The organism is Pseudanabaena sp. FACHB-1998 (genome assembly GCF_014696355.1).
Classification (GTDB): domain Bacteria; phylum Cyanobacteriota; class Cyanobacteriia; order Pseudanabaenales; family Pseudanabaenaceae; genus Pseudanabaena.
Window position 1 is genome coordinate 18,502 of sequence record NZ_JACJQA010000014.1, and the last position, 20,740, is coordinate 39,241.

Annotated in this window: 19 protein-coding genes; 12 read left to right on the forward strand and 7 right to left on the reverse strand. The window is 43.2% G+C overall.

Going from position 1 to position 20,740, the window contains the following annotated elements; all coding sequences use genetic code 11:
- Positions 1–62: 62 nt before the first annotated feature.
- The 3 genes from H6F42_RS05765 to H6F42_RS05775 form a co-directional block, all read right to left on the reverse strand.
- The gene (locus tag H6F42_RS05765; RefSeq protein ID WP_190398407.1) at positions 63–581 is read right to left on the reverse strand and encodes a phycocyanin subunit beta; all 519 of its coding nucleotides are present in this window, start codon (positions 579–581) and stop codon (positions 63–65) included.
- Positions 582–1,209: 628 nt separating this feature from the next.
- Positions 1,210–1,950, reverse strand: coding sequence for a phycocyanobilin:ferredoxin oxidoreductase (locus H6F42_RS05770; protein WP_190398408.1), 741 nt, complete (start codon positions 1,948–1,950; stop codon positions 1,210–1,212).
- 120 nt (positions 1,951–2,070) lie between these two features.
- Positions 2,071–6,477, reverse strand: a complete 4,407-nt coding sequence (locus H6F42_RS05775) for a hypothetical protein (RefSeq protein WP_190398409.1) — start codon at positions 6,475–6,477, stop codon at positions 2,071–2,073.
- A gap of 186 nt (positions 6,478–6,663) precedes the next feature.
- Between H6F42_RS05775 and H6F42_RS05780 the strand changes: the two genes are divergently transcribed.
- The 3 genes from H6F42_RS05780 to H6F42_RS05790 all read left to right on the forward strand — a co-directional run bounded on the left by H6F42_RS05780 (position 6,664) and on the right by H6F42_RS05790 (position 9,234).
- The gene (locus H6F42_RS05780; RefSeq protein WP_190398410.1) at positions 6,664–6,990 is read left to right on the forward strand and encodes a hypothetical protein; all 327 of its coding nucleotides are present in this window, start codon (positions 6,664–6,666) and stop codon (positions 6,988–6,990) included.
- A gap of 422 nt (positions 6,991–7,412) precedes the next feature.
- A complete protein-coding gene (locus H6F42_RS05785; RefSeq protein WP_190398411.1) occupies positions 7,413–8,372 on the forward strand; it encodes an orange carotenoid-binding protein in 960 nt (319 codons plus the stop codon).
- 109 nt (positions 8,373–8,481) lie between these two features.
- Entirely contained in the window at positions 8,482–9,234 is a 753-nt protein-coding gene (locus H6F42_RS05790; RefSeq protein WP_190398412.1) for a fatty acid desaturase, read from the forward strand.
- A 180-nt stretch (positions 9,235–9,414) separates the two neighbouring features.
- Here H6F42_RS05790 and bchI read toward each other — a convergent pair whose 3' ends face one another.
- The 3 genes from bchI to thiL form a co-directional block, all read right to left on the reverse strand.
- Entirely contained in the window at positions 9,415–10,482 is a 1,068-nt protein-coding gene (bchI, locus tag H6F42_RS05795; RefSeq protein ID WP_190398413.1) for a magnesium chelatase ATPase subunit I, read from the reverse strand.
- A gap of 273 nt (positions 10,483–10,755) precedes the next feature.
- Complete coding sequence (locus H6F42_RS05800; RefSeq protein ID WP_190398414.1) at positions 10,756–11,454, reverse strand: GDSL-type esterase/lipase family protein; 699 nt, start codon at positions 11,452–11,454, stop codon at positions 10,756–10,758.
- A gap of 286 nt (positions 11,455–11,740) precedes the next feature.
- Positions 11,741–12,775 (reverse strand): thiamine-phosphate kinase, encoded by a 1,035-nt coding sequence (gene thiL, locus H6F42_RS05805; protein WP_190398415.1) that lies wholly within the window; start codon positions 12,773–12,775, stop codon positions 11,741–11,743.
- A gap of 427 nt (positions 12,776–13,202) precedes the next feature.
- On the opposite strand from thiL, the gene H6F42_RS05810 reads away from it, so the two are divergent.
- The 6 genes from H6F42_RS05810 to dut all read left to right on the forward strand — a co-directional run bounded on the left by H6F42_RS05810 (position 13,203) and on the right by dut (position 18,102).
- Positions 13,203–13,760, forward strand: a complete 558-nt coding sequence (locus H6F42_RS05810) for a Uma2 family endonuclease (protein WP_190398416.1) — start codon at positions 13,203–13,205, stop codon at positions 13,758–13,760.
- 60 nt (positions 13,761–13,820) lie between these two features.
- Positions 13,821–14,441, forward strand: a complete 621-nt coding sequence (locus tag H6F42_RS05815) for a cofactor assembly of complex C subunit B (RefSeq protein ID WP_190398475.1) — start codon at positions 13,821–13,823, stop codon at positions 14,439–14,441.
- Positions 14,442–14,495: 54 nt separating this feature from the next.
- Positions 14,496–15,125, forward strand: coding sequence for a DUF2059 domain-containing protein (locus H6F42_RS05820; RefSeq protein ID WP_190398417.1), 630 nt, complete (start codon positions 14,496–14,498; stop codon positions 15,123–15,125).
- Positions 15,126–15,255: 130 nt separating this feature from the next.
- Positions 15,256–15,777 (forward strand): DUF4330 domain-containing protein, encoded by a 522-nt coding sequence (locus tag H6F42_RS05825; RefSeq protein ID WP_190398418.1) that lies wholly within the window; start codon positions 15,256–15,258, stop codon positions 15,775–15,777.
- Positions 15,778–15,833: 56 nt separating this feature from the next.
- Complete coding sequence (locus H6F42_RS05830) at positions 15,834–17,585, forward strand: serine/threonine-protein kinase (protein WP_190398419.1); 1,752 nt, start codon at positions 15,834–15,836, stop codon at positions 17,583–17,585.
- Positions 17,586–17,664: 79 nt separating this feature from the next.
- Positions 17,665–18,102, forward strand: coding sequence for a dUTP diphosphatase (gene dut, locus H6F42_RS05835; protein WP_190398420.1), 438 nt, complete (start codon positions 17,665–17,667; stop codon positions 18,100–18,102).
- A gap of 37 nt (positions 18,103–18,139) precedes the next feature.
- On the opposite strand, the gene rpaB is transcribed toward dut, so the two are convergent.
- On the reverse strand, positions 18,140–18,877 hold the full coding sequence (rpaB, locus tag H6F42_RS05840) for a response regulator transcription factor RpaB (RefSeq protein WP_190398421.1): 738 nt from the start codon (positions 18,875–18,877) through the stop codon (positions 18,140–18,142).
- A gap of 265 nt (positions 18,878–19,142) precedes the next feature.
- Here rpaB and H6F42_RS05845 point away from each other — a divergent pair, with 265 nt between their 5' ends.
- From H6F42_RS05845 to H6F42_RS05855, 3 genes are all read left to right on the forward strand, one after another.
- On the forward strand, positions 19,143–19,316 hold the full coding sequence (locus tag H6F42_RS05845; protein ID WP_190398422.1) for a hypothetical protein: 174 nt from the start codon (positions 19,143–19,145) through the stop codon (positions 19,314–19,316).
- A 204-nt stretch (positions 19,317–19,520) separates the two neighbouring features.
- On the forward strand, positions 19,521–20,000 hold the full coding sequence (lspA, locus tag H6F42_RS05850; protein ID WP_190398423.1) for a signal peptidase II: 480 nt from the start codon (positions 19,521–19,523) through the stop codon (positions 19,998–20,000).
- Positions 20,001–20,084: 84 nt separating this feature from the next.
- Positions 20,085–20,738 (forward strand): ParA family protein, encoded by a 654-nt coding sequence (locus H6F42_RS05855; protein WP_190398424.1) that lies wholly within the window; start codon positions 20,085–20,087, stop codon positions 20,736–20,738.
- Positions 20,739–20,740 lie beyond the last annotated feature (2 nt).

A 20,740-nucleotide genomic window follows, 5' to 3' on the forward strand; every position in this document is an offset into this window, starting at 1 on the left:
AAATATTGCAAAAGATTAATTTTAAAAAATTAATTCTAAAAATTAATTCTAAAAATTAATGATTAGCCGACTGATGCTGCTGCTTTGTCAAAGTAGCCAGCTACTTCTGACATCAAAGCGCTACAGTCGCCACGGGTTACGCCATTAGGATCATTAGCGATCGCGATCGCTGCGGCTTTCATCTTTTCGATACCTACTGCTACGGAACCACCAGGAACGCCTAGAGCGCTGTAGGTTTCACGCAAGCCATTGAGGCAACGATCTTCCAAAACGCTAGCATCGCCAGAAAATACAGCGTAGGTTACATAGCGGAGGATGATGTCCATGTCGCGCATACAAGCAGCGATACGACGATGGGTGTATGCATTTCCACCAGGAGCGATCAATTGAGGTTGATCTTCAAACAAATCACGAGCTGCATTGGTAACGATTGCAGAAGAGTTAGCTGTGATGCGGTTAACTACGTCCAAACGCTTGGTTCCATCAGAAACCAATTGCTTCAATGCATCGATTTGGGAATCAGATACAAAAGCTCCACGAGTATCAGCTTGAGCAACTACTTTAGTAAAAGCATCTAGCATTCTAAAGAATCTCCTTTTTTAAAAATGTTATAAATTGGGAATTATCCGAGCCTCTTAATTTACTAACTCTAGATATGCACTTGCTACAAGTGTCTTTAAATCTAAAGCTAAGTGAATTACTTGTTGTGAATTGATATAAGCAATTTACCAAAGCTATTTCATTTAACTTCAAGAGAACTAAATCCTAAAACTATCTAGGTCTTAGTGCTTAGTGGCTTGGGGATAAAGCGATTAAAACAACTAATTTGTGCAGATTTTGTGCAAAGAAACAAACATCCTCAATCAAGTTAGCTGTTTGGATCTGATGAATATAGGGAAACCTTTATCTATCAATATTTGTAAGCGATTATACCTATATCGCTAATTGTTAAGTCTTCGTTGCATTTAGCTTTATTTCTTCATATAAATATATATAAAGATTGGTAACAAATTGTTAGATAAAGTCCTTTGTCTGAGTTATTTCAACCTAAAAGATAAATGGCTTATGCTACTTATCTTTTAGGTTGAAATAAGTAATTATGCTTACTCTATTCCACTCTAAAAAAATAGACATTAAAGCCGAAGGATTAGTGGTACAGACCTTCGCGCGGCATCACTAATCCTTCGGTGGAAGGCAGTAGCTACCTATTCAGGATGCGTAATCAAAAAGCATCGTCGTCATATAACGTTCTGTCCATTCTGCGCCGAAGGACTTTTCGAGAACACGACGAGTTTTGTCATTTTGTTGCTGCTTCTCGCAGTAATAGCGCTGACCTGCCAAAATCTGGGCGATTTCTGAGGGGGAAGTGAGGGGAGTGGTGTTAACTGCTAATTGACAATGTAAAGTTAAAAAATCACGAACTCTTTCTAAAAATGCCGCCTCTTCGCGATCGCCAATTGGACGCACAAACAAACAAAAATCAGAGAAAATATCTCCCCATTCAGGTAACTCGCGAGTTTGGTCAAAATGAATAGGTGGCAATGCTGACAAAGCTTTGTGATAACTAGGAGGCAAAGCTCGTTCAGGATGCACAGGCGATAAATCAATAATCGCTGCACTAATGCTGCCCCGACCACCCACTAAGTCCGCCCCAAAAATGGGAATCGCATACTCAGGATTAGGGAACATGACGCAATGTAAAATATCCAACCCATTACCTACTCTCGCTAGCTCCAGATGCAGCTTCCGAAATTGTGGAGTGCTATAACAATGATTTTCAATTACGAGGCGCTCTCCTTCTAAAGCTCCTTCTACATAGCCTAAATCTTCGGGAACTTGATAGGGAGATAAATCTAAATTGTTTTGCCATACTGACTCAATACAATTAGCTAAATCATGGATGAGAGGATATTGCTGCTCTCGTAGGGAAACTGGATGAGATTTGATCATAATTGCGATGAAAATTCAGTTAGATTTTTTTAAGGTTTTTTATATCGTTTTTCATTCTATAGTCTATGGCAATCCTAAAGGGTTGCGCCATTTTGAAATCACAAAAGGGAGTACACATTGCTATTCCCAAGTTTCTAACTCGATCGCTACATCACGAAATAACGCCATAATGCGATCGCGTCTCACTTCAAAATTAGCAGCAACTAAGATAAAGCCAATCCCCGCAAAGATACCGAGTGCCCACATCAGGAATGAATATTGAGTGACTAAAATCACGGCTTGGGTGAGGACTAGCAAAATGAATGTTAGGGTTCCCATAAACAGATAAGCCCGAATACGGAAAGAAAGTCCTGTGACGATAAAGGCAAAACTTAAAATCCAAGTCGTGAAGGCAACACTAGGATCACTAAAGGAATATAGAAAGGCGATTAGCCCCATACCGCCACTCAATAAACTGCGAAGGGTATGACGCAAAGCCTTTGTGTGTACAGATTGTAAATTTGGTTCCACTTGAGCAAAGTAAAGTCCAGAGAAACCAAAAACGCAAATATTAATTAAAAATCTGAGACTGCTGGATAGGTCTAGAACTTGCAAATTAGTCAGAATTGCCCAGTCCCAGAGAAATAGGGTGATATAAGTAAAGCGAATTTGCTCCCGTATCTTGGCATAGATCGTATAGAAGAGTCCCACAATTAGTAAACAGGGGGCGGCAACTTGGGTCTGGGTGACAAATACCAAAACTAGAGGCAAGACTAGAGCGAAATTATGCCAAGGTTCCTCATCCCAGCCCCACTCCTCCCAAGGTGGCTGATAGAGCAGGAGAGAAATAACACAAGCGATCGCCGCCCCGTAGGGTTGGATCACATTCCCAATTAGCCAAGGATTGGGGAAGGCAAAGAAGAGGAAATAGGCGATCGCACCGATGGCAGTAGTAAGCCCTGTATAAATCCAGAGATCGGATTCTCCTAAATCCCCTTTAGACAGAGCGACTTGCCCTGTTCCACCTTTGTAAAGAGGTGATCTGCCCTGTGTAATGGCATAAACCGCTAAGGCGATCGCTAAACTACCACCAATTGCTCCTCCCGTTGACGAAGGATTACAGAAACTACCTGACAATAGGAAAATTACACTGGCTGTCCAATGTAAATGAGCAGAAATACTAACTTCGCGAATAGAGAGGCGTAAATACTGCCCAATCCAATCGGTAAAAATCTGGTAAGCATAGGCGATCGCACAACCTAGCACGGCTAAAATCACTAAGCCATCACCGAGGCTACCACCTTGAGAACTGGTTACCATTTGATAGAACAGTAACTCATAGGCGGAGAAGGTGGCGACCACCATCGATAGATAGGTTAGAGCCTTGAATAGAGGATTCGATTGGGAAGCTCTACGCCCAATGCCAATGCCGATCAGAGATGTGCTTAGGGAAAATAGTCCTGTTAAACCACTGAAGCTACCGATTCTAAATAAAGAACCCATCGCCCCATAAATTAAGGGAACGATATCCCAACTACGCGGATACTCGCCCCTATTTGTACCATCGCCTGTGCGCTGCATCCACCAGTCACCTAGTAATTGGGTGATGAAACCAAGGGCTAAATTGGCGATCGCTAGTTCAATGGCGGAACCATTAAAGACAGCGATTATTCCTGAAGTGAGTAGTTCAATACTCCAAGCAATGCCCCATTCTGTCCAAAAAGGCGGCGATAGAGTTGTGGATTGCCAGACGCGATACCCTAAGCCAAGGGTTACTAAGACTGTGCTAGGTAAGAGATTGGTAAATAATTGGTCTAATTGATTATTACTGTTAAAGGCAAAGAAACTGATAGCTAGAAATGATTGCAGAATCAGCAATGCGGCGGAAAGGAACGCCGCCCAGATATCAAAGGCTTGAGCGTAGGATTGATTTAAGGGTAAATTGAGATCGGCAACATGGCGATCGCGGCGATATTTTAGCCAATGATTGAGAACATAAAGCAGCAAAACGCTAACTATTAAACCCGTAATCCCAAAGGTGAATTGAGCAATCTGACCATCACCAACTTTGAACCTCCATAGCATCGCCGCAATAAATAGTAATCCATAGCCAACGGTGTTAAAGGTGGTTAAAAGGGATTCATTACGGCGAGTATTCACCAACATGAGGGCAAAGGCAACTCCTAAGCCAATCAAGCGGGAACTATCATCCGTCCATGTCAGAAATTGGGCGATCGCTAGTCCAGCAATGCTGAGTTTAATCGCCAAATCGCGATCGGCAAATTCACGCCAAGTTCCCAAAAATGTGAGGGATAGCGGCACAGATAACCAAGCTACGCCCCAATAACTACTATTAATTAATAATTCACTACTTCCAAAACGTTGCCCCAATCGTTGTCCTTCAATGGCAGCATTCCATAACAAAATGTAACTAAGCGCCGCCAAACTTGCGCCAATATGCCAAGCACTATCCCGCCATGCTTGCAAATGGGGATTTTCTTTTCTCTCCTTCTGGGAGAGAGATTGAGAGCGAGGATTTTCTCCCCTCTCCCTCTGGGGGAGAGACTGGGGGGGAGGGCTAGCCCCATCACCCCTAAGCCCCTCCCCCAGAGAAACAGCTTGAAGTGTAAACTTCCCGATCGCTAAAACCGCAGTCCATTCCAGCAACATGATCCCTAGCAAAAATCCACTCCAGACAAAGATTGAACTCACGGCAGTGAACAAATAAATCCCTAAGCTCATGGCGATCAAACTCACAATATGAGCGCAATAGACCAGACTGCTCAGATCTTTGCTAGTAGGCGATCGCCTTGCTTGGACAACTAAGAGAGTAATTGCCGACAGAGTTAAATTTGTGGTCAGAGTATATAAATTCGGGAAACTCAAACAAGTGAGCGTTACGCCAAATCCTAGGGCTAATAATTCACCACGCAGGGCTAAAGTCGGCTTTTGGCGATCGCGATAAGCTGCCGCAATCCCTAAAAATAAAATCACATAGGGAAACAGCAAGACTCCTAATAAGGTTATTTCCGAATTAGTTTGAAATAGAGCAAGTAACTGCTTAAAAGTCTGTCCGCCCCATACTTCGGGAATTAATCTTTTGCCTAGCCAAAGCAGTTGCAAACCCCAGAAGAATAAATAAGTTAAATCCTGAGGAGCTTCATGTTTGAATAGGCGATCGCACAAGATCCATAGAACTAATAAACTTACTGTGAAAGCTTGCCAAGGATATTGATCCCAAACCGATACCAGCCAACCCAAACCTAATAAAATCTGCCCTAAATTTTTCTGAAATGATAATACCGAGGGACTATTGGCTCCAGTCGTCAATTCACTTTTGCTGAGCGAAGCTGAAGCCAATCTCTCAGTTTTATTCGTAATTTGCACCAATACCCAGCCACAGATCCCAAAGGCTAACCCCAATTTAAAAATAGAAACATTTGCAAATAAAAGCGCTCGGCTGACTAATAACACCGTGCTGTAAGCGCCAGTAATCAAGGCTAATGGAAATGTGGAACTATCGGCAGTATTTAAGCCCTGATCGCGATTGAGAAAAGTAGAAATCGCGATCGCGCCAATACCCAAATAAACCGCAATAAGTGGATAGTAGGGAGATATCAACCATCCCAAATGCAACCAAGAAAGAATCAGAATTGTGGCGATCGAAATTTGGCTAAGCTGTCGCCTTGTGCGCTTACGCTTTTGGGAATCTGCGTTAATTTCCTGTGCCTCGCGAAAGAGAAAAGAGGTTTGCAAAAGAAAAATGGCAATCCCTGAGAGTAAACCACCAGCGATTAATCCTAGCCCCATTCCCGCAGGATTAGTTAATACCCTTAACCCATCGATCGCCCAAAAGTTGGCAGGCACTAGAAGCAAAGCCACTAACTGCAAAGCTCGAGTGGTCAGGCGCAAACGCTCATTTTTGCTTGTCCAAAAACTAACACCAAAAAACCCTAAAGTGTAGGCAAATAGCAGTAAATACTGTCCCTGTGCATCAAAATTATTCCACTGACTCGCGGCAAGTAATCCCGATGAGACGACTACCAGAAACACACCCAAAAACAGCAACCACATCGTGCTGAATTCCGAAATTAGCGATCGCACAGTTTGCGCGACTTTACTCGGTGGTTGAATTGTTTTGGGAGGAATTGGCTTCGGTGGAGCTTGAGGCGATCGCGTTAAACGAGATCCTGATAAATTCGCGGCAGGTCTATTGGATCTAGAAATTGGTGAATTCTTAGGTGGAGTCGCTGACTCTGGGGATTCTACGGAAATCTCCGACACAAAGCGCGTTTTGGCGATCAGTCTGACTTGATCATCATTAATTAAACCCATCTCTAGCCATAGGTTCAGCCCATCCAAAATGTCATCAGTCTGAATAGCGACAACCTTTAACCGATTTACTGAACGATTAGTATTGCGCCATTGCCAATCTATTTCTGAGATTAGTTCTAAATCAAACCAAGCATCTAATCCCTCCAAAATAATGTTATGTGAAACATCAATTGGAATATCGAGGCGCAAATATTTCAAGGGGGCTGATGGCATCGGCGATCGCTCCAAATTTAAAATCAGAAATTGCTTTTATTATGTCTGATTTTGCATCCATTATTTTCATTTCTTATTCAGAAACACCCTACAGAAAATAAAGAAACTTAGTGATAATCCTTTCAACCAAAAGTTTAGTTACTATTGTTAATATAAGTACATAAATATATTTTTTTAATTTTAATAATGCAGTTAACAAACGCGGAATGGACAGAAACAGAGGAAGGTATTGCGAAAAAAGCTTTTGAAATTGCCTATAAACGAGAAATTAGCGAGTTGATCGGCTCCGTAAAACACAAGGCAATTTCTCTTGCAGAAATAGACGATATGTGGCATTTACATGATTTTTTGAGCGCCAAGCGTCATGAAGTCGATGGGAAATATGACTATCGATTACCGATGCTAGTGTTTGTGTTTGCGGGGTTGGTCAAAGATGGCTGGTTGAGTATTAGTGAGTTAGAAGGCTTAAATTCCGACAAAATCGCTAAAATATCAGCACTTGCCCGTATGTAGTTCCTCTAATTATCGTCATTAAACCCAAAATAAGACGGATGCGGCGCTTTGCGCCGCATCCGTCTTATTTGATTGTCTCTCTTCTAATCCGTTGTATAGATTGTTAGGGGATCTCTATCTTTAGAGGTTTTTAAACGGTCATGACCATATGAGTAGATAATAGTGAAAGAAATTAATATGCACTAAATAACAATAGCTTTCTTAATTTATTCAGTTAATTATTAGCTTATTGTTGTGACTTTTCTAAATTAATTATTCTAACTATGTAGTGATTGCAAGTTCTGTAATTACTTATATGCGATAGCTAATTCGCTTATAACTGCTGGAATTGAGTTTTTAAGAGCTTTGTTCCAGATTTGTTTAGACAATTTATGCTCTTGTACGGACTTAAATCCCTTCAGTCAACCCCTAAAAAAACTCATATGACATATACCGTTTCCACTGCAAGAAATATTTTCCCTAATACCTTGGCTGCTGACGTTGTACCCGCAACCACTGCAAGATTCAATCAACTTAGTACCGAAGATCAACTCGCTTGGATTTGGTTTACATACCTTGAGATGGGTAAAACTGTAACGATCGCAGCTCCGGGAGCTGCAAGTATGCAGTTAGCCGAATTGACTCTTGAAGAAATCAAGAAAATGAGTTTTCAGCAACAAACTCAGGTCATGTGTGACCTAGCTAATCGTGCTGATACTCCTATCTGCCGCACCTATGCTATTTGGTCTCAAAATATCAAGCTAGGTTTTTGGTATCAACTTGGCAAATGGATGGAAGAAGGAATTGTTGCTCCTATTCCTGAAGGATACAAGCTTTCAGCTAATGCTTCGGCGGTTCTTGCCACATTAACTAGTCTAGAGCCTGGTCAACAAATCACAATCCTTCGCAACTCAGTTGTGGATATGGGTTATGACCCTAATAAGATGGATGGAGTTACACGCATTACTGAGCCAGTATTGCCTCCTAAAGAACTATCAAAGCGCACTCAAGTTAAGATCGAAGGAATTGACAATCCCACCGTATTGTCTTACATGGATAACTTGAATGCCAATGATTTCGATGCTTTGCTCGCTCTATTCCTTCCCGACGGTGCTTTGCAACCTCCCTTCCAAAGACCAATCGTTGGTAAAGAAGCAATTATGCGCTTCTTTACAGAAGAATGTCAAAATCTTGTGCTTGTTCCCGAAAGAGGCATTTCTGAACCCGCAGATGGTGGCTACACCCAAATTAAAATCACTGGAAAAGTCCAAACACCTTGGTTCGGCTCTGGTGTAGGTATGAATATCTCTTGGCGCTTTTTGCTTGATCCTAGCAATAAGATTTTCTTCGTAGCGATCGATTTACTCGCTTCTCCCAAAGAGTTATTGAACTTGATTCGTTAAAAAATTACCGCGCTTTGCGCTTCAAACTAAGAAATCCTTAAAAAGTGCTGCTTTGCAACACTTTTTAAGGATTTCTTGTAGTTCATTAATTGCTTCTTGAGAAATGCAAATGCTTAGCGTTCAAAAAAAGGCGCTTACGCTTAAAACTGATCATTGGATGGGCGCGATTATAACCTTGGTTATAGCCAGTTTATGGATTGCAAGTCTAGTTGGCTCTTTTCAGATTTTTGTACCCAATAGTTCTTGGATATGGCTAATTTGTTCTATTTTAATCCGCACATATCTGCACACTGGGCTATTTATTCTTGCCCATGAATCCATGCATGGCAACTTAATTCCCCAGAACTTGCGCTTAAACAAGATAGTTGGACGCTTGATGCTAGGTATCTATGGATTTCTGCCCTACGATCGCTGTTTTATAAATCATATTAATCATCATCGCTATCCTTCTCAAAGCGGCGATCCTGATTTTCATGGTGATGTTGCCAATCCCATCCATTGGTATTGCAAATTTATGGGCGAATATTTTCCCTTGCGATCGCTACTTACTTTTATTACCAGCATGATCGTGATTCTTGCAATCTTGATGCTTGGTTTCAAGGTTTCTCTCATAAATCTAATCCTCTTCTGGCTTTTACCCCTCGTCCTCAGTTCGCTACAGCTATTTTTCTTTGGGACATATCTTCCCCATCGCCTAGTTGATAACAATTTAAACTTCTCTCCCCGCTTGCATAGCGATCGCTATATGGTGTTATGGTCATTTTTGAGTTGTTACAACTTCGGTCATTATCACTGGGAGCATCACGAATATCCCCATGTTCCTTGGTACAAGTTACCTACAGCATGTCCTATAGCAAAGTAAGTTTTAAACCTAAGAAGCGAGTTGCGGCACTTCGCGCCGCAACTCGCTTCTTAGGTTGCGTGTCTCAACCAGAGGGGCTGCTATAAAAACCCTTACTGGGTTTTATTTTTAATTCACAACTAAAAAAGATTGAAGCATTGCTTCAATCTTTTTTAGTTCTATGGGTTCTATTTGATACTTCTATTCTTCTTCGATTCCAAATACTTGATTGAAGGTTTTGATAACTTTATAACCTGAATCAATGGATTCTAGAGGATCTTTGCGGAGACGGTGACGTAAGCAAAGACCAATTACAGCTTTGATGTCATCTACTTCTACATCCTTTCGTCCTTCCGAAGCGGCATACGCCTTGGCTGCCCGAGTAGTTACAATGTCACCACGCAAACCATCAATGTTGAGGTCAGCACACACAGTCGAAATTTTGAGACGCAAATCGCGATCGATATTTACATCATTGAGAATAGTCTGCGCTCCCACGATTTGAGCTTGCTTTTCCGCCTGTTGCTCAGACTTTTCAGATAGAAATCCATGGGGATTGTTATCAAAGGTGGTGCGATTTTCGACAATTTGTAGACGCAGTTCGGGATCGCGTGCGGTCTTAATTTCGGCATACATTCCAAAGCGATCGAGCAACTGGGGACGCAATTCGCCTTCTTCGGGGTTGCCTGAGCCAACGAGGACAAAACGCGCAGGGTGGCGGATCGAGATCCCTTCACGCTCAACGGTATTCCATCCCGAGGCTGCGGAGTCTAACAACACATCGACGAGGTGATCATCGAGAAGGTTAACTTCATCAATATAGAGAATGCCGCGATTTGCCTTGGCTAGTAGTCCGACTTCAAAGGCTTTTACGCCTTCGGATAAAGCTTTTTCGATGTCGATTGTGCCGCAAACGCGGTCTTCAGTTGCACCGAGGGGCAAGTCCACCATGATGACTTGCTTGGTGGTCACGGGTAGTTTCTCCCCATTGGCAATGCGTTGGCGGACTTCTTCGCTTTGCAGATCGCCATCGGTGGGATGGCTGCTAAAGGGATCGTCGGCAACAACTTCAATTTCGGGTAGGAGGTCGGCTAGGGCGCGAACGGTGGTAGATTTGCCCGTACCGCGATCGCCCATTACCATGACTCCACCGATTTTAGGATCGATGACGTTGAGCAACAGGGCGAGCTTCATCTCTTCCTGTCCGATCACGGCGGTGAAAGGAAATACAGGTCGTCTTGTCGTTGGTTTAATGGGAGTTGCAATCAAGGTTTTTTAAATTTTGGATCGATAAAAGGGTCACTGTAGCCAATATACAACTTTTCAACCCCCGTAATACCGAGACTAAAAATGGCTACGCTATTTTTAGTCTCGGTATTATGGGGGGTGCTTTTTATAGATGTTGACATTTTTCTTGGTACACAAAACCAGAAGATGAGTGGTGGTGAAAAGCACCACCACTCATCCAGAAGTGTGGCGACACTTTCGTGAGTTGATATAAGGTTTTAAAAATGAAGAAATGGCTACGTCATTTCTTTACTTTTAAAACCTTACATATTCCAATTGTTTAAGGGGTTGCCAGTTATAGATATCTTGATAGAGCGCACGATAGCCTTCGGTATTTGGATGTAAGCCATCTTCACAGAGGCGATCGCCTATCCAATCTTCTCCCCGTTCTTGCCATAGCTCGAATACGTCTAGATAGGGAATGTCGCGAACTTGGCAAGCCAGCTTCGTCACATTTTTGTAACGGAACTGATCTTCATGGTTGAAATGTAAGCATTTTAAAAAGGGCATCTTGGCTTCATTTACAGGAACCATGCCAATAAATAAGACAGGGCAAAGACTTTGGGCTTTATCTAGTAAGTTGGCGATTTCTAAACTGAAGCGATCGCGATCGGTGATATTTTTGCCAGTCTGTTTACCGACCCTTGGCGAATCATTGACTCCAACCGACAAAATAATTAAGTCGGGTAATTTGTTGCGGAGTTCGCCCCGCAGCAAAAATTCTTGCTCTAGTCGCTGGTTGACCTGTGCGGCTGTGTCTCCCCTTACGCCTAAGTTATAGAGAATATGTCCTGAGTCTGCTCCCATCCAATGCCGTCGCAATGACTCGACCCATCCACCATTAAGAGGATCACCGTAGCCATAAATTAAGCTGTCACCAAAGGCAGTAATGCGGAGAGGTTGATTGGGGCGGGAGGTAAGTGCGGAAGGATTAAGGAATTCTAAAGTCGTCATCAGGAAATATGCTAAAAAAATGCGGAATGAGCAAATTCACAAAACTACATATAGATTAGCGTACCTCATAAGTAAATTTACTTATTTCTCCAAAAAAGCAAAAATTTCAAAAACCCAAAATGGCTCTGCCATTTTGGGTTTTTGAAATTTTTGCTGGGTTTAATACCAATTCACAAAAGTGTTTGCACACTTTCGTGAATTGGTATTAAACCCTTCCCGCCCAAAGAATAGGCAGCATTTTTCTTGAAAATTAGGCGTGCGCGACTTCGCCGCGCACGCCTAATTTTCAAGAAAAATGCTGAAATGCCGATCGCATTTCTAGCCCGTCAATTTGATTACCTGCGATTATTTCGCCAATAATTGCTGCATTAGGCAATTGATGCACAAAGGACTCGGCTAAATCCATCGGCATACATAAAACCAATTCAAAATCCTCACCACCATACAAAACCCAATCTAAAGCCTGATCGCCTGCCAAAGTTCTTACGGCTCCGTGAATTGGCAGTGATCCCCAAAATATTTTTGCGCCGACCTTGCTGGCTCGACAAATTTGGGCGATCGCATCAGCAAGACCATCACTGCTATCCATCCCTGCGATCGGGAAATCTTTTAAATAATTTTGCTGTTTAAGAAGCTTATGTAAAGTGGAGATCGCATCAAATCGGGGAGTGGGGCGTTGATGATAGCGACAAATTGCTTTGGTTAGCGCATCTCCTGAGAGAATGCTATGTCCAATTTTTAAGGAAGCTAATAACTTCTTTTGAAGTTGCTCATTTAAGAGAAGTTCTAATCCTGCTTTGGAGAGTCCATGAAATCCCGTCACGGCGATCGCGTCACCAACTTGGGCTGTATGCCTTTGGATGAGCTTATTGTGAGGAACCTGCCCAAAGGCGGTTACCGATAAAGTGCGAATTGGCGATCGCACCGTATCACCACCGACTAATTCTGTGCCATAGGTTTTCAAACATTCACTAAATCCCCGATATACGCCTTCAATCCATGCAACTTCTGTATCAGATGACAATCCCACCGCCATCACTAAGCCCCAAGGCTTGGCTCCCATTGCGGCTAAGTCGGACAAGTTTACCGCCGCCGCCCGCCAACCAACATCTTCGGGGCTGGTGGTGCGATCGCTAAAATGCACGCCATCAACTAACATATCAGCCGTAACGACCATCTGATGTTCTGGCAATGTTATCCCCATCGGCGCAGCATCATCCCCCACCACTTCACTGCAATATTGCCGAAATATTTTCAGCAATCCTTGCTCACCTAAGTTTTTAATCGATTTGTTAGTTGAATTTCTAATTATTTCTGTCATTTGTAGCAATTGATCGCACTACGTTGCTTCTTAAAGCAATTATCGTTCAAACGAACCACCAGAAAAAATTTAAAGGTGTTGCAAAGCAACACCTTTAAATTTTTTCTGGGTTTGAGTTTCAGCGCAAAGCGTTTTAAAACGATTGATTCAGTTTGTGCTTAATTAAACTCTCAATCCTATGGACGTGACGTTGCATACATAGCAAAGCAAGAGATAGCCAGTACAAACCAAACCCCAAAAAGCGAGTTGCGGCGCTTCGCGCCGCAACTCGCTTTTTGGGGTTTATGTCCTAAGCAAAACATGGGCAACGCCGCCGTAAAAGTCCTTCCCGCCCTCCGTCATATGAATCAACGCCTTCGGAGGCTTGGCTCTAAATAATGTCCTAATGCTATAAGTAGTTTTATCTATCGTCAGGAAGATTGATTTTATGACAGGTCAACTGCTTACCCACAAATTCACCACGCAGCAATATCATCTGATGCACGAAGCTGGTGTTTTTGGGCAAGGCGATCGCTTGGAGTTAATCAATGGAGAAATTACAGAAATGTCACCAATTGGCAGAAAACACGCAGTTTGCGTAACTCGATTAAATGAACTGTTTTTTAGTCGGTTGTTAGGCAAAGTTCAAATTTGGTCACAAAATCCGATTCGGCTAGAGGATAAATCAGAACTACAACCCGATTTAGCGATCTTGAAGCGGCGGGATGATTTTTACGCGGAGGCTTTACCCACACGTGCGGATATTTTATTAATCATTGAGGTTGCAGATAGCACGATCGCCTATGATCGCGAAGTTAAGATGCCCCTGTATGCGGCGGCGGGGATTCCTGAAATGTGGTTATTCGATGTCAATGAGCAGGTGATTTTTGGATATTCGCAACCTGCGGCAAAGGGATATAAGAAAATGCAGCGTTATGAACAGGATGATAAATTTTTTATGCTTGCCTTTCCTGACATCAGTTTTTCATGGCAAGAAATGTTTTAAAACCAATAAGATCAGAGGTGATGCACAGCATCACCTCTGATCTTATTGGTTTTAAAAATGATGATTCGATATTTGCCCCTTGTGGTGGGGATAGTGGGCGGCTTAGCACTATTGGCTAATCGAATGGTGACGGCAAATCTCACCACGAGTCAGTCACGGGCTGACGCTTTGGGGGTTTTATTAAGTGCTGTGTTAATTTTGATTGGGTTGCTATGGCAGCAAGTGCAACCCAAACCACCCGAAGCCGTCACTTTGGTGGGATCAGAAGGCTTGGAAATTGATGAAAATCTGCCAGAAGTAGTTAAAACAGAACTCGCTTGGGCAACACATATATTACTCACGAATACGGTTACGAAAGTAGTAGCTGTTTATTACGATCGCCAGACTATTCTTCGCAGAGGCATTTTAGGCAAAAGCAAACAAGTTAATATTGGCGCGATCGCGGAACGGGTGATGAAAACCCAAAAGCCCATATATTTGGTGAAATTAGAGCTTTACCCGGGGCGTGTCGAGTTTGATTATTTACCTGAAAATACTCAGGGCGTAATCGTGCAACCTCTGGGCGAAAAAGGAGTCATGGTTTTAGGAGCAAATATTCCCCGCAGCTATACAAAACAGGATGAAAACTGGGTAACAGCGATCGCGGATAAATTGGCTTACAATCTCGACAAATATCAATAGTTGAGTTAGTTTGCCACCATCCAACTTTACAAATGCTATCTACTTAATACAACTATGCTCAATCGTATTTTTGCAACTATTGCTATTTCTTCGTTACTGACAACTGCGGCTCTATTACCGTCCTCAAGCTTAAATCAGGCGATCGCGCAAGTTCCGCAAGAGAGCAGTGAAACCAAGAAATCCCCAGAATCAGCCTCCCCTGTAATTTCATCAGAAAAGCGTGAATTGATTAAAGAATTGTTGGAAATAACGCAATCAAGTAAAAATGCTAACCAAATTATGGACGCGATGGTAAGAGCGGAATTACCGAAGCTGGTATCAACAATTTTGAAGGCTGTCCCCGCCCTAGATAGCGATCGCCCCGAAATCCAAAAGCAATTTAGTAATATTGTGTCGCGGATGGCGATCAAATATCGCGATCGCGTGATTAAAAAGATTGACCTCAATCAATTGGTGGAGCAGGTTTCCTATCCTATTTATGACAAGTATTTCACCGAGACAGAACTGCGCGATATCATCGGCTTTTACAAATCTTCAACAGGTAAAAAAGCAATTAGTGTCTTGCCCCAGATTACGGTGGATTCGATGAGCCGCACTAACGATATCCTGTTACCCAAACTATCGAGCATCATGACCGAAATCATTACTGAAGAGCTTTTAAACGCTTTACCCAAAGCAAAGTGAATTTTGTAAAGCCCTTTACATGTCTGAACAAATTCAATTTACGCTTATACTGTAATGCTGACGGCGTTTACTCGTCTTCTCAAATTTTTCTCTTTAAACCTATTTCCACCGTTACATTCAGCAAATACGCATGGCACTTTTAGATCGGCAAGGTCGTTTATTTGGCAAACTTAGCATTTTGGACATCGGCGCGATCGCCACAATTTTGATCGTCCTCGTCGGCTTATTTGTTGTCCCCGGTAATAGCGGCAGTTCGATCGCGCAAATGCTATCTGCCGAAAACAAAACTGTCCAAGTAGACATGAATGTACGCGGTCTTAGTGCCACTAATCCTCAAAACTTAGTCAAAGTTGGCGACAAAGTTAACATCATCATTCGTAACCAACCACGCGGCGAAGTCACTATCAAAAAAGTTGATATTTCTACCCCAAAAGTTGTTGCTGCTAAAGCAGATGGTTCTCCAGTTTTATTTGATGATCCCCGCGCCGTCTCCACATCTCAGTCTGACCTAGCCCTCACCCTCGAAGCTACCGCCAGAGTCACCAACGACGGTGTGGTATTTGGTAATGAAAAGGTCAAGGTCGGCACATCTATTGATATTGAAAGCCCCAAATATTTGATTCGTGGCAGTGCGATGGCAGTCAGGTATTAAGTTTAAATTTGGCTTTGCCAAATTTAAACCATTTATATTCATTTAGTTAATGTTTTATGCAATCCCCATTCCCCCAAGGTTTTGTTCTTAAAGGTCGCTATGCTATCCGCTCAACGATTGGACAGGGTGGTATGGGGCGCACTTATCTAGCGCAAGATCTAGAGCGCTTTAATGAGACTTGTGTACTTAAGGAATTTATTCCTCCCCAAGATTCCCTAGAGGTATCGGAAAAAGCGAAGGAATTATTTCGGCGTGAAGCCTCGGTACTCTATCAAATTCGCCATCCTCAAGTGCCAGATTTCCGCGCTACCTTTGAGTCAGAGGGAAGGCTACTCTTAGTTCAAGACTATGTAGAAGGCAAAAATTATCGCAATTTGCTGCTCGATCGCCTCAAGACTGGACAAACCTTTTCGGAGAATGAAATTTTTGCCTTGATGCAGCAGCTTTTACCAGTGCTGAGTTATTTGCATGGTCACAATATTATTCACCGCGATATTTCGCCTGAAAACTTGATGTTGCGATCGCAGGATAATTTACCTGTGCTGATTGATTTTGGAGTCGTGCAAGAAACCAATGCCAAACTCAATTCACAAATGGGAATTCCTGCCTCAACGGTTGCAGGTAAAGCAGGCTATGCGCCCCCAGAGCAGTTACAGTCGGGCAATGCCTATGCCAATAGCGATCTCTATGCCCTTGCCGTAACTTCCATCGTGCTGATGACGGGGCGTGAACCCTCAGAACTATTTGACAGCATCAATCTGGCATGGAATTGGCAACAATTTACCAATGTGAATCCAGCCTTTGCCAGAGTGATCAATCAAATGCTGAGCTATAAACCCACTAATCGCTATCGGTCAGCAGATGAAGTGATGCAGGCTTTACAGGTTGCTCAAGCTTCTTTTTCAGGGGCAAAAACCTATGCGGTAGGTCGCCAAGTGCCTTCCACGGTGGCAGCAAATATCCCGCAGCGTACTGTCGTAGCGGGCGCAAACATGCGTCCACCTGCCAATTATGCCAATAATCCACCTCGCAGCACCAGTACTAATAATAGGGGTGGCGTGAACTGGTTTCTGGGAGTTTTGATTATTTTGATCGCTGGTGTTGGTTCGTGGGCGGTTACATCTATGTTTTTTGGACGTAATCGCGTAGCCTCAAATCCCACCGAGACAGCGATCGCTTCGCCAAGTAGCACCCCTAGCGCCACGAGCGTTACTAACATCAATACCAGCATCGAACTTCGCAATGTTCGAGAAGGATTAGAGCGCGGTACTATTTCCGAAAAAATTGCGCCCGGTCAAGTGGTGAATGTGCGCGTCAATGGCGACAGAGAGCAATTGCTAACGGTATCCCTCACTGGTGCAGATCTGAAAATGACGATCGAAACCGATGAACAAGTGGGGCTTGACCGTAGGGCGATCGATAATGCGACGGGTTACTGGCAAGGTCGATTAAAAAAGGATGGCGTATATTACATCAAGGTCAAAACTACGGGTTCTGGTGAAACGAATTACAAATTAGATGTGCAATTAGAGACTCCTGCTAGACCTCAGCCCGCAACCACTAGAATCCCAACCCCAACCCCTTCGCTAAAGCTCACACCTTTGCCATCTCCCAGCGAGCAACCAACAGTTAGCCCGACTACTGATCCAACTACTAGCCCCATTCCTACGAGTCCTCCGCGATCGCCTGATCCTACTAATAACCCTAACCCTACCGAAAATCCCACCACTGCACCCACTCCTACGGATGCACCCCGACCAAATCCGACTTCTAGCCCTAATCAACCATCTAATAACCTCAATTTCTAATCCCAAATCTCCAAAAGAGAGTTGTGGTGCTTTGCACCACAACTCTCCCGACATCCCACGACAATAACTAAGCTGCAAAATGCAAATCGTAGAAATTAAATTTCAAAAGCTCCATCCCGATGCTCAAATTCCTAGCTATGCCCATGTAGGCGATGCAGGAGCCGATGTTTATTCCGTTGCGGAACTAACTCTAGAACCTTTAAACAGAGCCGCCATTCCCACGGGCTTAGCCGTCGATATTCCCATTGGCTACGAGTTACAAGTTCGTCCGAAAAGTGGACTTGCCCTCAAGCATGGAATTTCAGTTTTAAATTCTCCCGGAACTGTGGATGCGGGTTATCGGGGTGAAATTCAAATAATTGTAATTAATCTAGGAACTGAAGCCTATACCTTCAGTAAGGGGCAGAAGATCGCTCAATTAGTTTTAAAGCCTGTCGTTCAAGCAAATTATATCGAAGGTGAGTTAGGAAGTAGCGATCGCGGAACAGGCGGATTTGGAAGTACTGGGTTGCACTAAAACTAATAGAAAGGGTTCGCAACGCGAACCCTTTCTATTAAGATTGTTTTGCTTCTGAGCCATCAATGATGCGCTGAAACAGATAACCCGTCCCCCGCGCCGTCAAAATTAGCTCAGGATTACTAGGATCTTCTTCGAGCTTGGCACGTAGGCGCGAGATATGCACATCAACAACGCGAGTATCCACATGACGCTCTGGAGTATAGCCCCATACCTCTTGCAAAATTTCAGCTCTCGAAAAAGCCTCACCCGATCGCCCAACCAAAAGCTCCAACAAGCTAAACTCCATACCCGTTAAGCGAATACGCTCATCGGATTTATAGACTTGACGCTTATTGGTATCAATTTTGATCGTATTAATATGAATCACACCAGAACTGGGGATACCTGATGTGCCATTGCGATCAAAGCGGCGCAAAACTGAACGAATTCGAGCTTCTAATTCCTTGGGAGAAAATGGCTTAACCACGTAATCATCTGCACCCAATTCCAAGCCCGTAATGCGATCGGCGACATCACCTAAAGCTGTCAACATAATGATCGGAATATCAGATTCCTTGCGTAGCTCCTGACATACCCCGTAGCCGTCGAGCTTTGGCATCATTACATCAAGAACCACCAAATCAGGATTTTCTTTATGAAAAACTTCGATCGCTTCTTCGCCATCTGCGGCGGTGACCACCTCGTAACCGATCATCGAGAGACGTGTTTCCAGAATCCGACGAATACTTGCTTCGTCGTCCACAACTAGGATTTTTTCCTTATGGTTTTCCAAGCCAGTTTACACTCCATTATGTTGCTAGCTGCAATTCAGTAAAATTTTATGATTTTACATATTTATTTAACTAAGTTTACAAGAAATCGGTCGTTACAATCCGAAAACAAAACTTAAAAAATCAAAATCAAAGAGAGGAAGGGTGGTGCGAAGCGCCGCCATTATTCTCTTCGGTTTTATGTACCGTCTACAAAGCTAAAGATCGCTTTTACTCTATGGGGTAGAATTGTATTAAGTTTTATGCAAAACAAGGACTTTTTTGATCATGACTGAACCAAATCAAGTGCCACAGGCCGCCGACCCCAAAATGGGATTCAATACCTATGCAGAGCGCTTAAATGGTCGTGCTGCAATGATTGGATTTATTCTTGCGGTAGGGATCGAATTTATTACTGGCAAAGGGCTTTTGGCTTGGCTGGGTCTCATTGATATTAGCTAGACCCTTAATTAAGTAGTTAGGCATAATTAAAAACCAAAACCTGTGGCGCAAACTTTGAGTGCGCCACAGGCTTTGGTTCTGGGTTTTTAATTATGCCCAGCTACTTATCAGAGATAAGAAAATTTTCGATGAAGCGGCGAAACCACACCATCGAAAATCGCATTCTTTTAAAGAATATTTTTTAGTTGTTTTTCAAAACCTTCTATGGCATCTGGCAAAATCGGGAACTCTCTCTTTTGGATTGCGGCAACTTTGGGATTAGTTCTCGATCAAGCCTCCAAGTATTTAGCAGTTCAATACCTCAAAGAATGGCGCTCTGTTCCATTGATTGATGGAGTCTTTCACTTGACCTATGCAACTAATACTGGCGCAGCCTTTAGCCTGTTTAGCGGACAAATTGATTGGCTCAAGTGGGTATCTATGATTGTGAGCTTAGGCTTAGTTGGCTTTGGCATATTTAGCAAAAATCTCAATCGTTGGGAACAGTTGGGCTATGGCTGCATTTTAGCGGGAGCCGCAGGTAATGGCATCGATCGCTTTGTGGCGGGATATGTAGTGGACTTTATTGATGTGCGAATCATTCGCTTTGCAATTTTTAATATCGCTGATGTGGCGATCAATGTCGGTCTAGCTTGTTTAGCGATCGCCGTTTTATTTGTAAGCCAACCAGTACGCAAAAAATGATCCATAACCCATATTGGAAGAATGGCTTCGCCATTCTTCCAATATGGGTTATGGATTGCATCTTAATTTAGGAGACAAGACAGCATGGCAAATTCCCCAAAAAACTCTCCCAAGATCGTAGTTGTAACCAATGGCAAGGGAGGAGTCGGCAAGACTACTACAACGATCGCCTTGGCAGGAATATTAGCTCAAGACGCAAAAGTATTAGTAGTTGATGCAGACATACAGGGAAGTTTGTCTTGGTGGGTAGGACGGGGCAATCAGAATATGGGTTTTGATATTGCTAAGGAAATTGATCCTACCCATTTAAAAAAATTGCCGAAACTTAGCACTTACGATCTAGTATTGGTAGATACACCGCCTGCCCTACATTCCCATGCCCTTGCGACAGTTGTGGCGATCGCTGACTATTTGGTTTTGCCCAGTCCACCAGCACCAATGGACTTAACTGCCCTGATCGAAACTGTCAAAAGTACTGTGCGTCCCGCCCAAGTACCCCATCGAGTTTTGTTGACCCGTGTTGATCCCCGATGTCTTAATGAGGCTTTAGAAGCGCAAAATACTTTGCAAGAGGTGGGAGTACCTGTCTTTCATGCCTTTGTGAGAGCTTATAAAGCCCATGAACGTGCAGCTTTGGAAGGGAAATTAGTAACGGAATGGAAGGGTAAAAATGCAAGAGAAGCAGAAGCTGATTATCGACGAGTCGTTGATGAATTAAGGCGAGATATTCTCAAATGATT

Excerpts from the sequence above, each read along its gene's own strand:
- H6F42_RS05790 (WP_190398412.1), top strand. The coding sequence starts at position 8,482 with ATGCTTAGCGTTCAAAAAAAGGCGCTTACGCTTAAAACTGATCATTGG.
- H6F42_RS05815 (WP_190398475.1), top strand. The coding sequence starts at position 13,821 with ATGATTCGATATTTGCCCCTTGTGGTGGGGATAGTGGGCGGCTTAGCA.
- H6F42_RS05820 (WP_190398417.1), top strand. The coding sequence starts at position 14,496 with ATGCTCAATCGTATTTTTGCAACTATTGCTATTTCTTCGTTACTGACA.
- lspA (WP_190398423.1), top strand. The coding sequence starts at position 19,521 with ATGGCATCTGGCAAAATCGGGAACTCTCTCTTTTGGATTGCGGCAACT.
- H6F42_RS05775 (WP_190398409.1), bottom strand. The coding sequence starts at position 6,477 with ATGCCATCAGCCCCCTTGAAATATTTGCGCCTCGATATTCCAATTGAT.
- H6F42_RS05765 (WP_190398407.1), bottom strand. The coding sequence starts at position 581 with ATGCTAGATGCTTTTACTAAAGTAGTTGCTCAAGCTGATACTCGTGGA.
- H6F42_RS05785 (WP_190398411.1), top strand. The coding sequence starts at position 7,413 with ATGACATATACCGTTTCCACTGCAAGAAATATTTTCCCTAATACCTTG.
- H6F42_RS05845 (WP_190398422.1), top strand. The coding sequence starts at position 19,143 with ATGACTGAACCAAATCAAGTGCCACAGGCCGCCGACCCCAAAATGGGA.
- H6F42_RS05780 (WP_190398410.1), top strand. The coding sequence starts at position 6,664 with ATGCAGTTAACAAACGCGGAATGGACAGAAACAGAGGAAGGTATTGCG.
- H6F42_RS05830 (WP_190398419.1), top strand. The coding sequence starts at position 15,834 with ATGCAATCCCCATTCCCCCAAGGTTTTGTTCTTAAAGGTCGCTATGCT.
- H6F42_RS05810 (WP_190398416.1), top strand. The coding sequence starts at position 13,203 with ATGACAGGTCAACTGCTTACCCACAAATTCACCACGCAGCAATATCAT.
- H6F42_RS05770 (WP_190398408.1), bottom strand. The coding sequence starts at position 1,950 with ATGATCAAATCTCATCCAGTTTCCCTACGAGAGCAGCAATATCCTCTC.
- H6F42_RS05825 (WP_190398418.1), top strand. The coding sequence starts at position 15,256 with ATGGCACTTTTAGATCGGCAAGGTCGTTTATTTGGCAAACTTAGCATT.
- thiL (WP_190398415.1), bottom strand. The coding sequence starts at position 12,775 with ATGACAGAAATAATTAGAAATTCAACTAACAAATCGATTAAAAACTTA.
- H6F42_RS05855 (WP_190398424.1), top strand. The coding sequence starts at position 20,085 with ATGGCAAATTCCCCAAAAAACTCTCCCAAGATCGTAGTTGTAACCAAT.
- dut (WP_190398420.1), top strand. The coding sequence starts at position 17,665 with ATGCAAATCGTAGAAATTAAATTTCAAAAGCTCCATCCCGATGCTCAA.
- H6F42_RS05800 (WP_190398414.1), bottom strand. The coding sequence starts at position 11,454 with ATGACGACTTTAGAATTCCTTAATCCTTCCGCACTTACCTCCCGCCCC.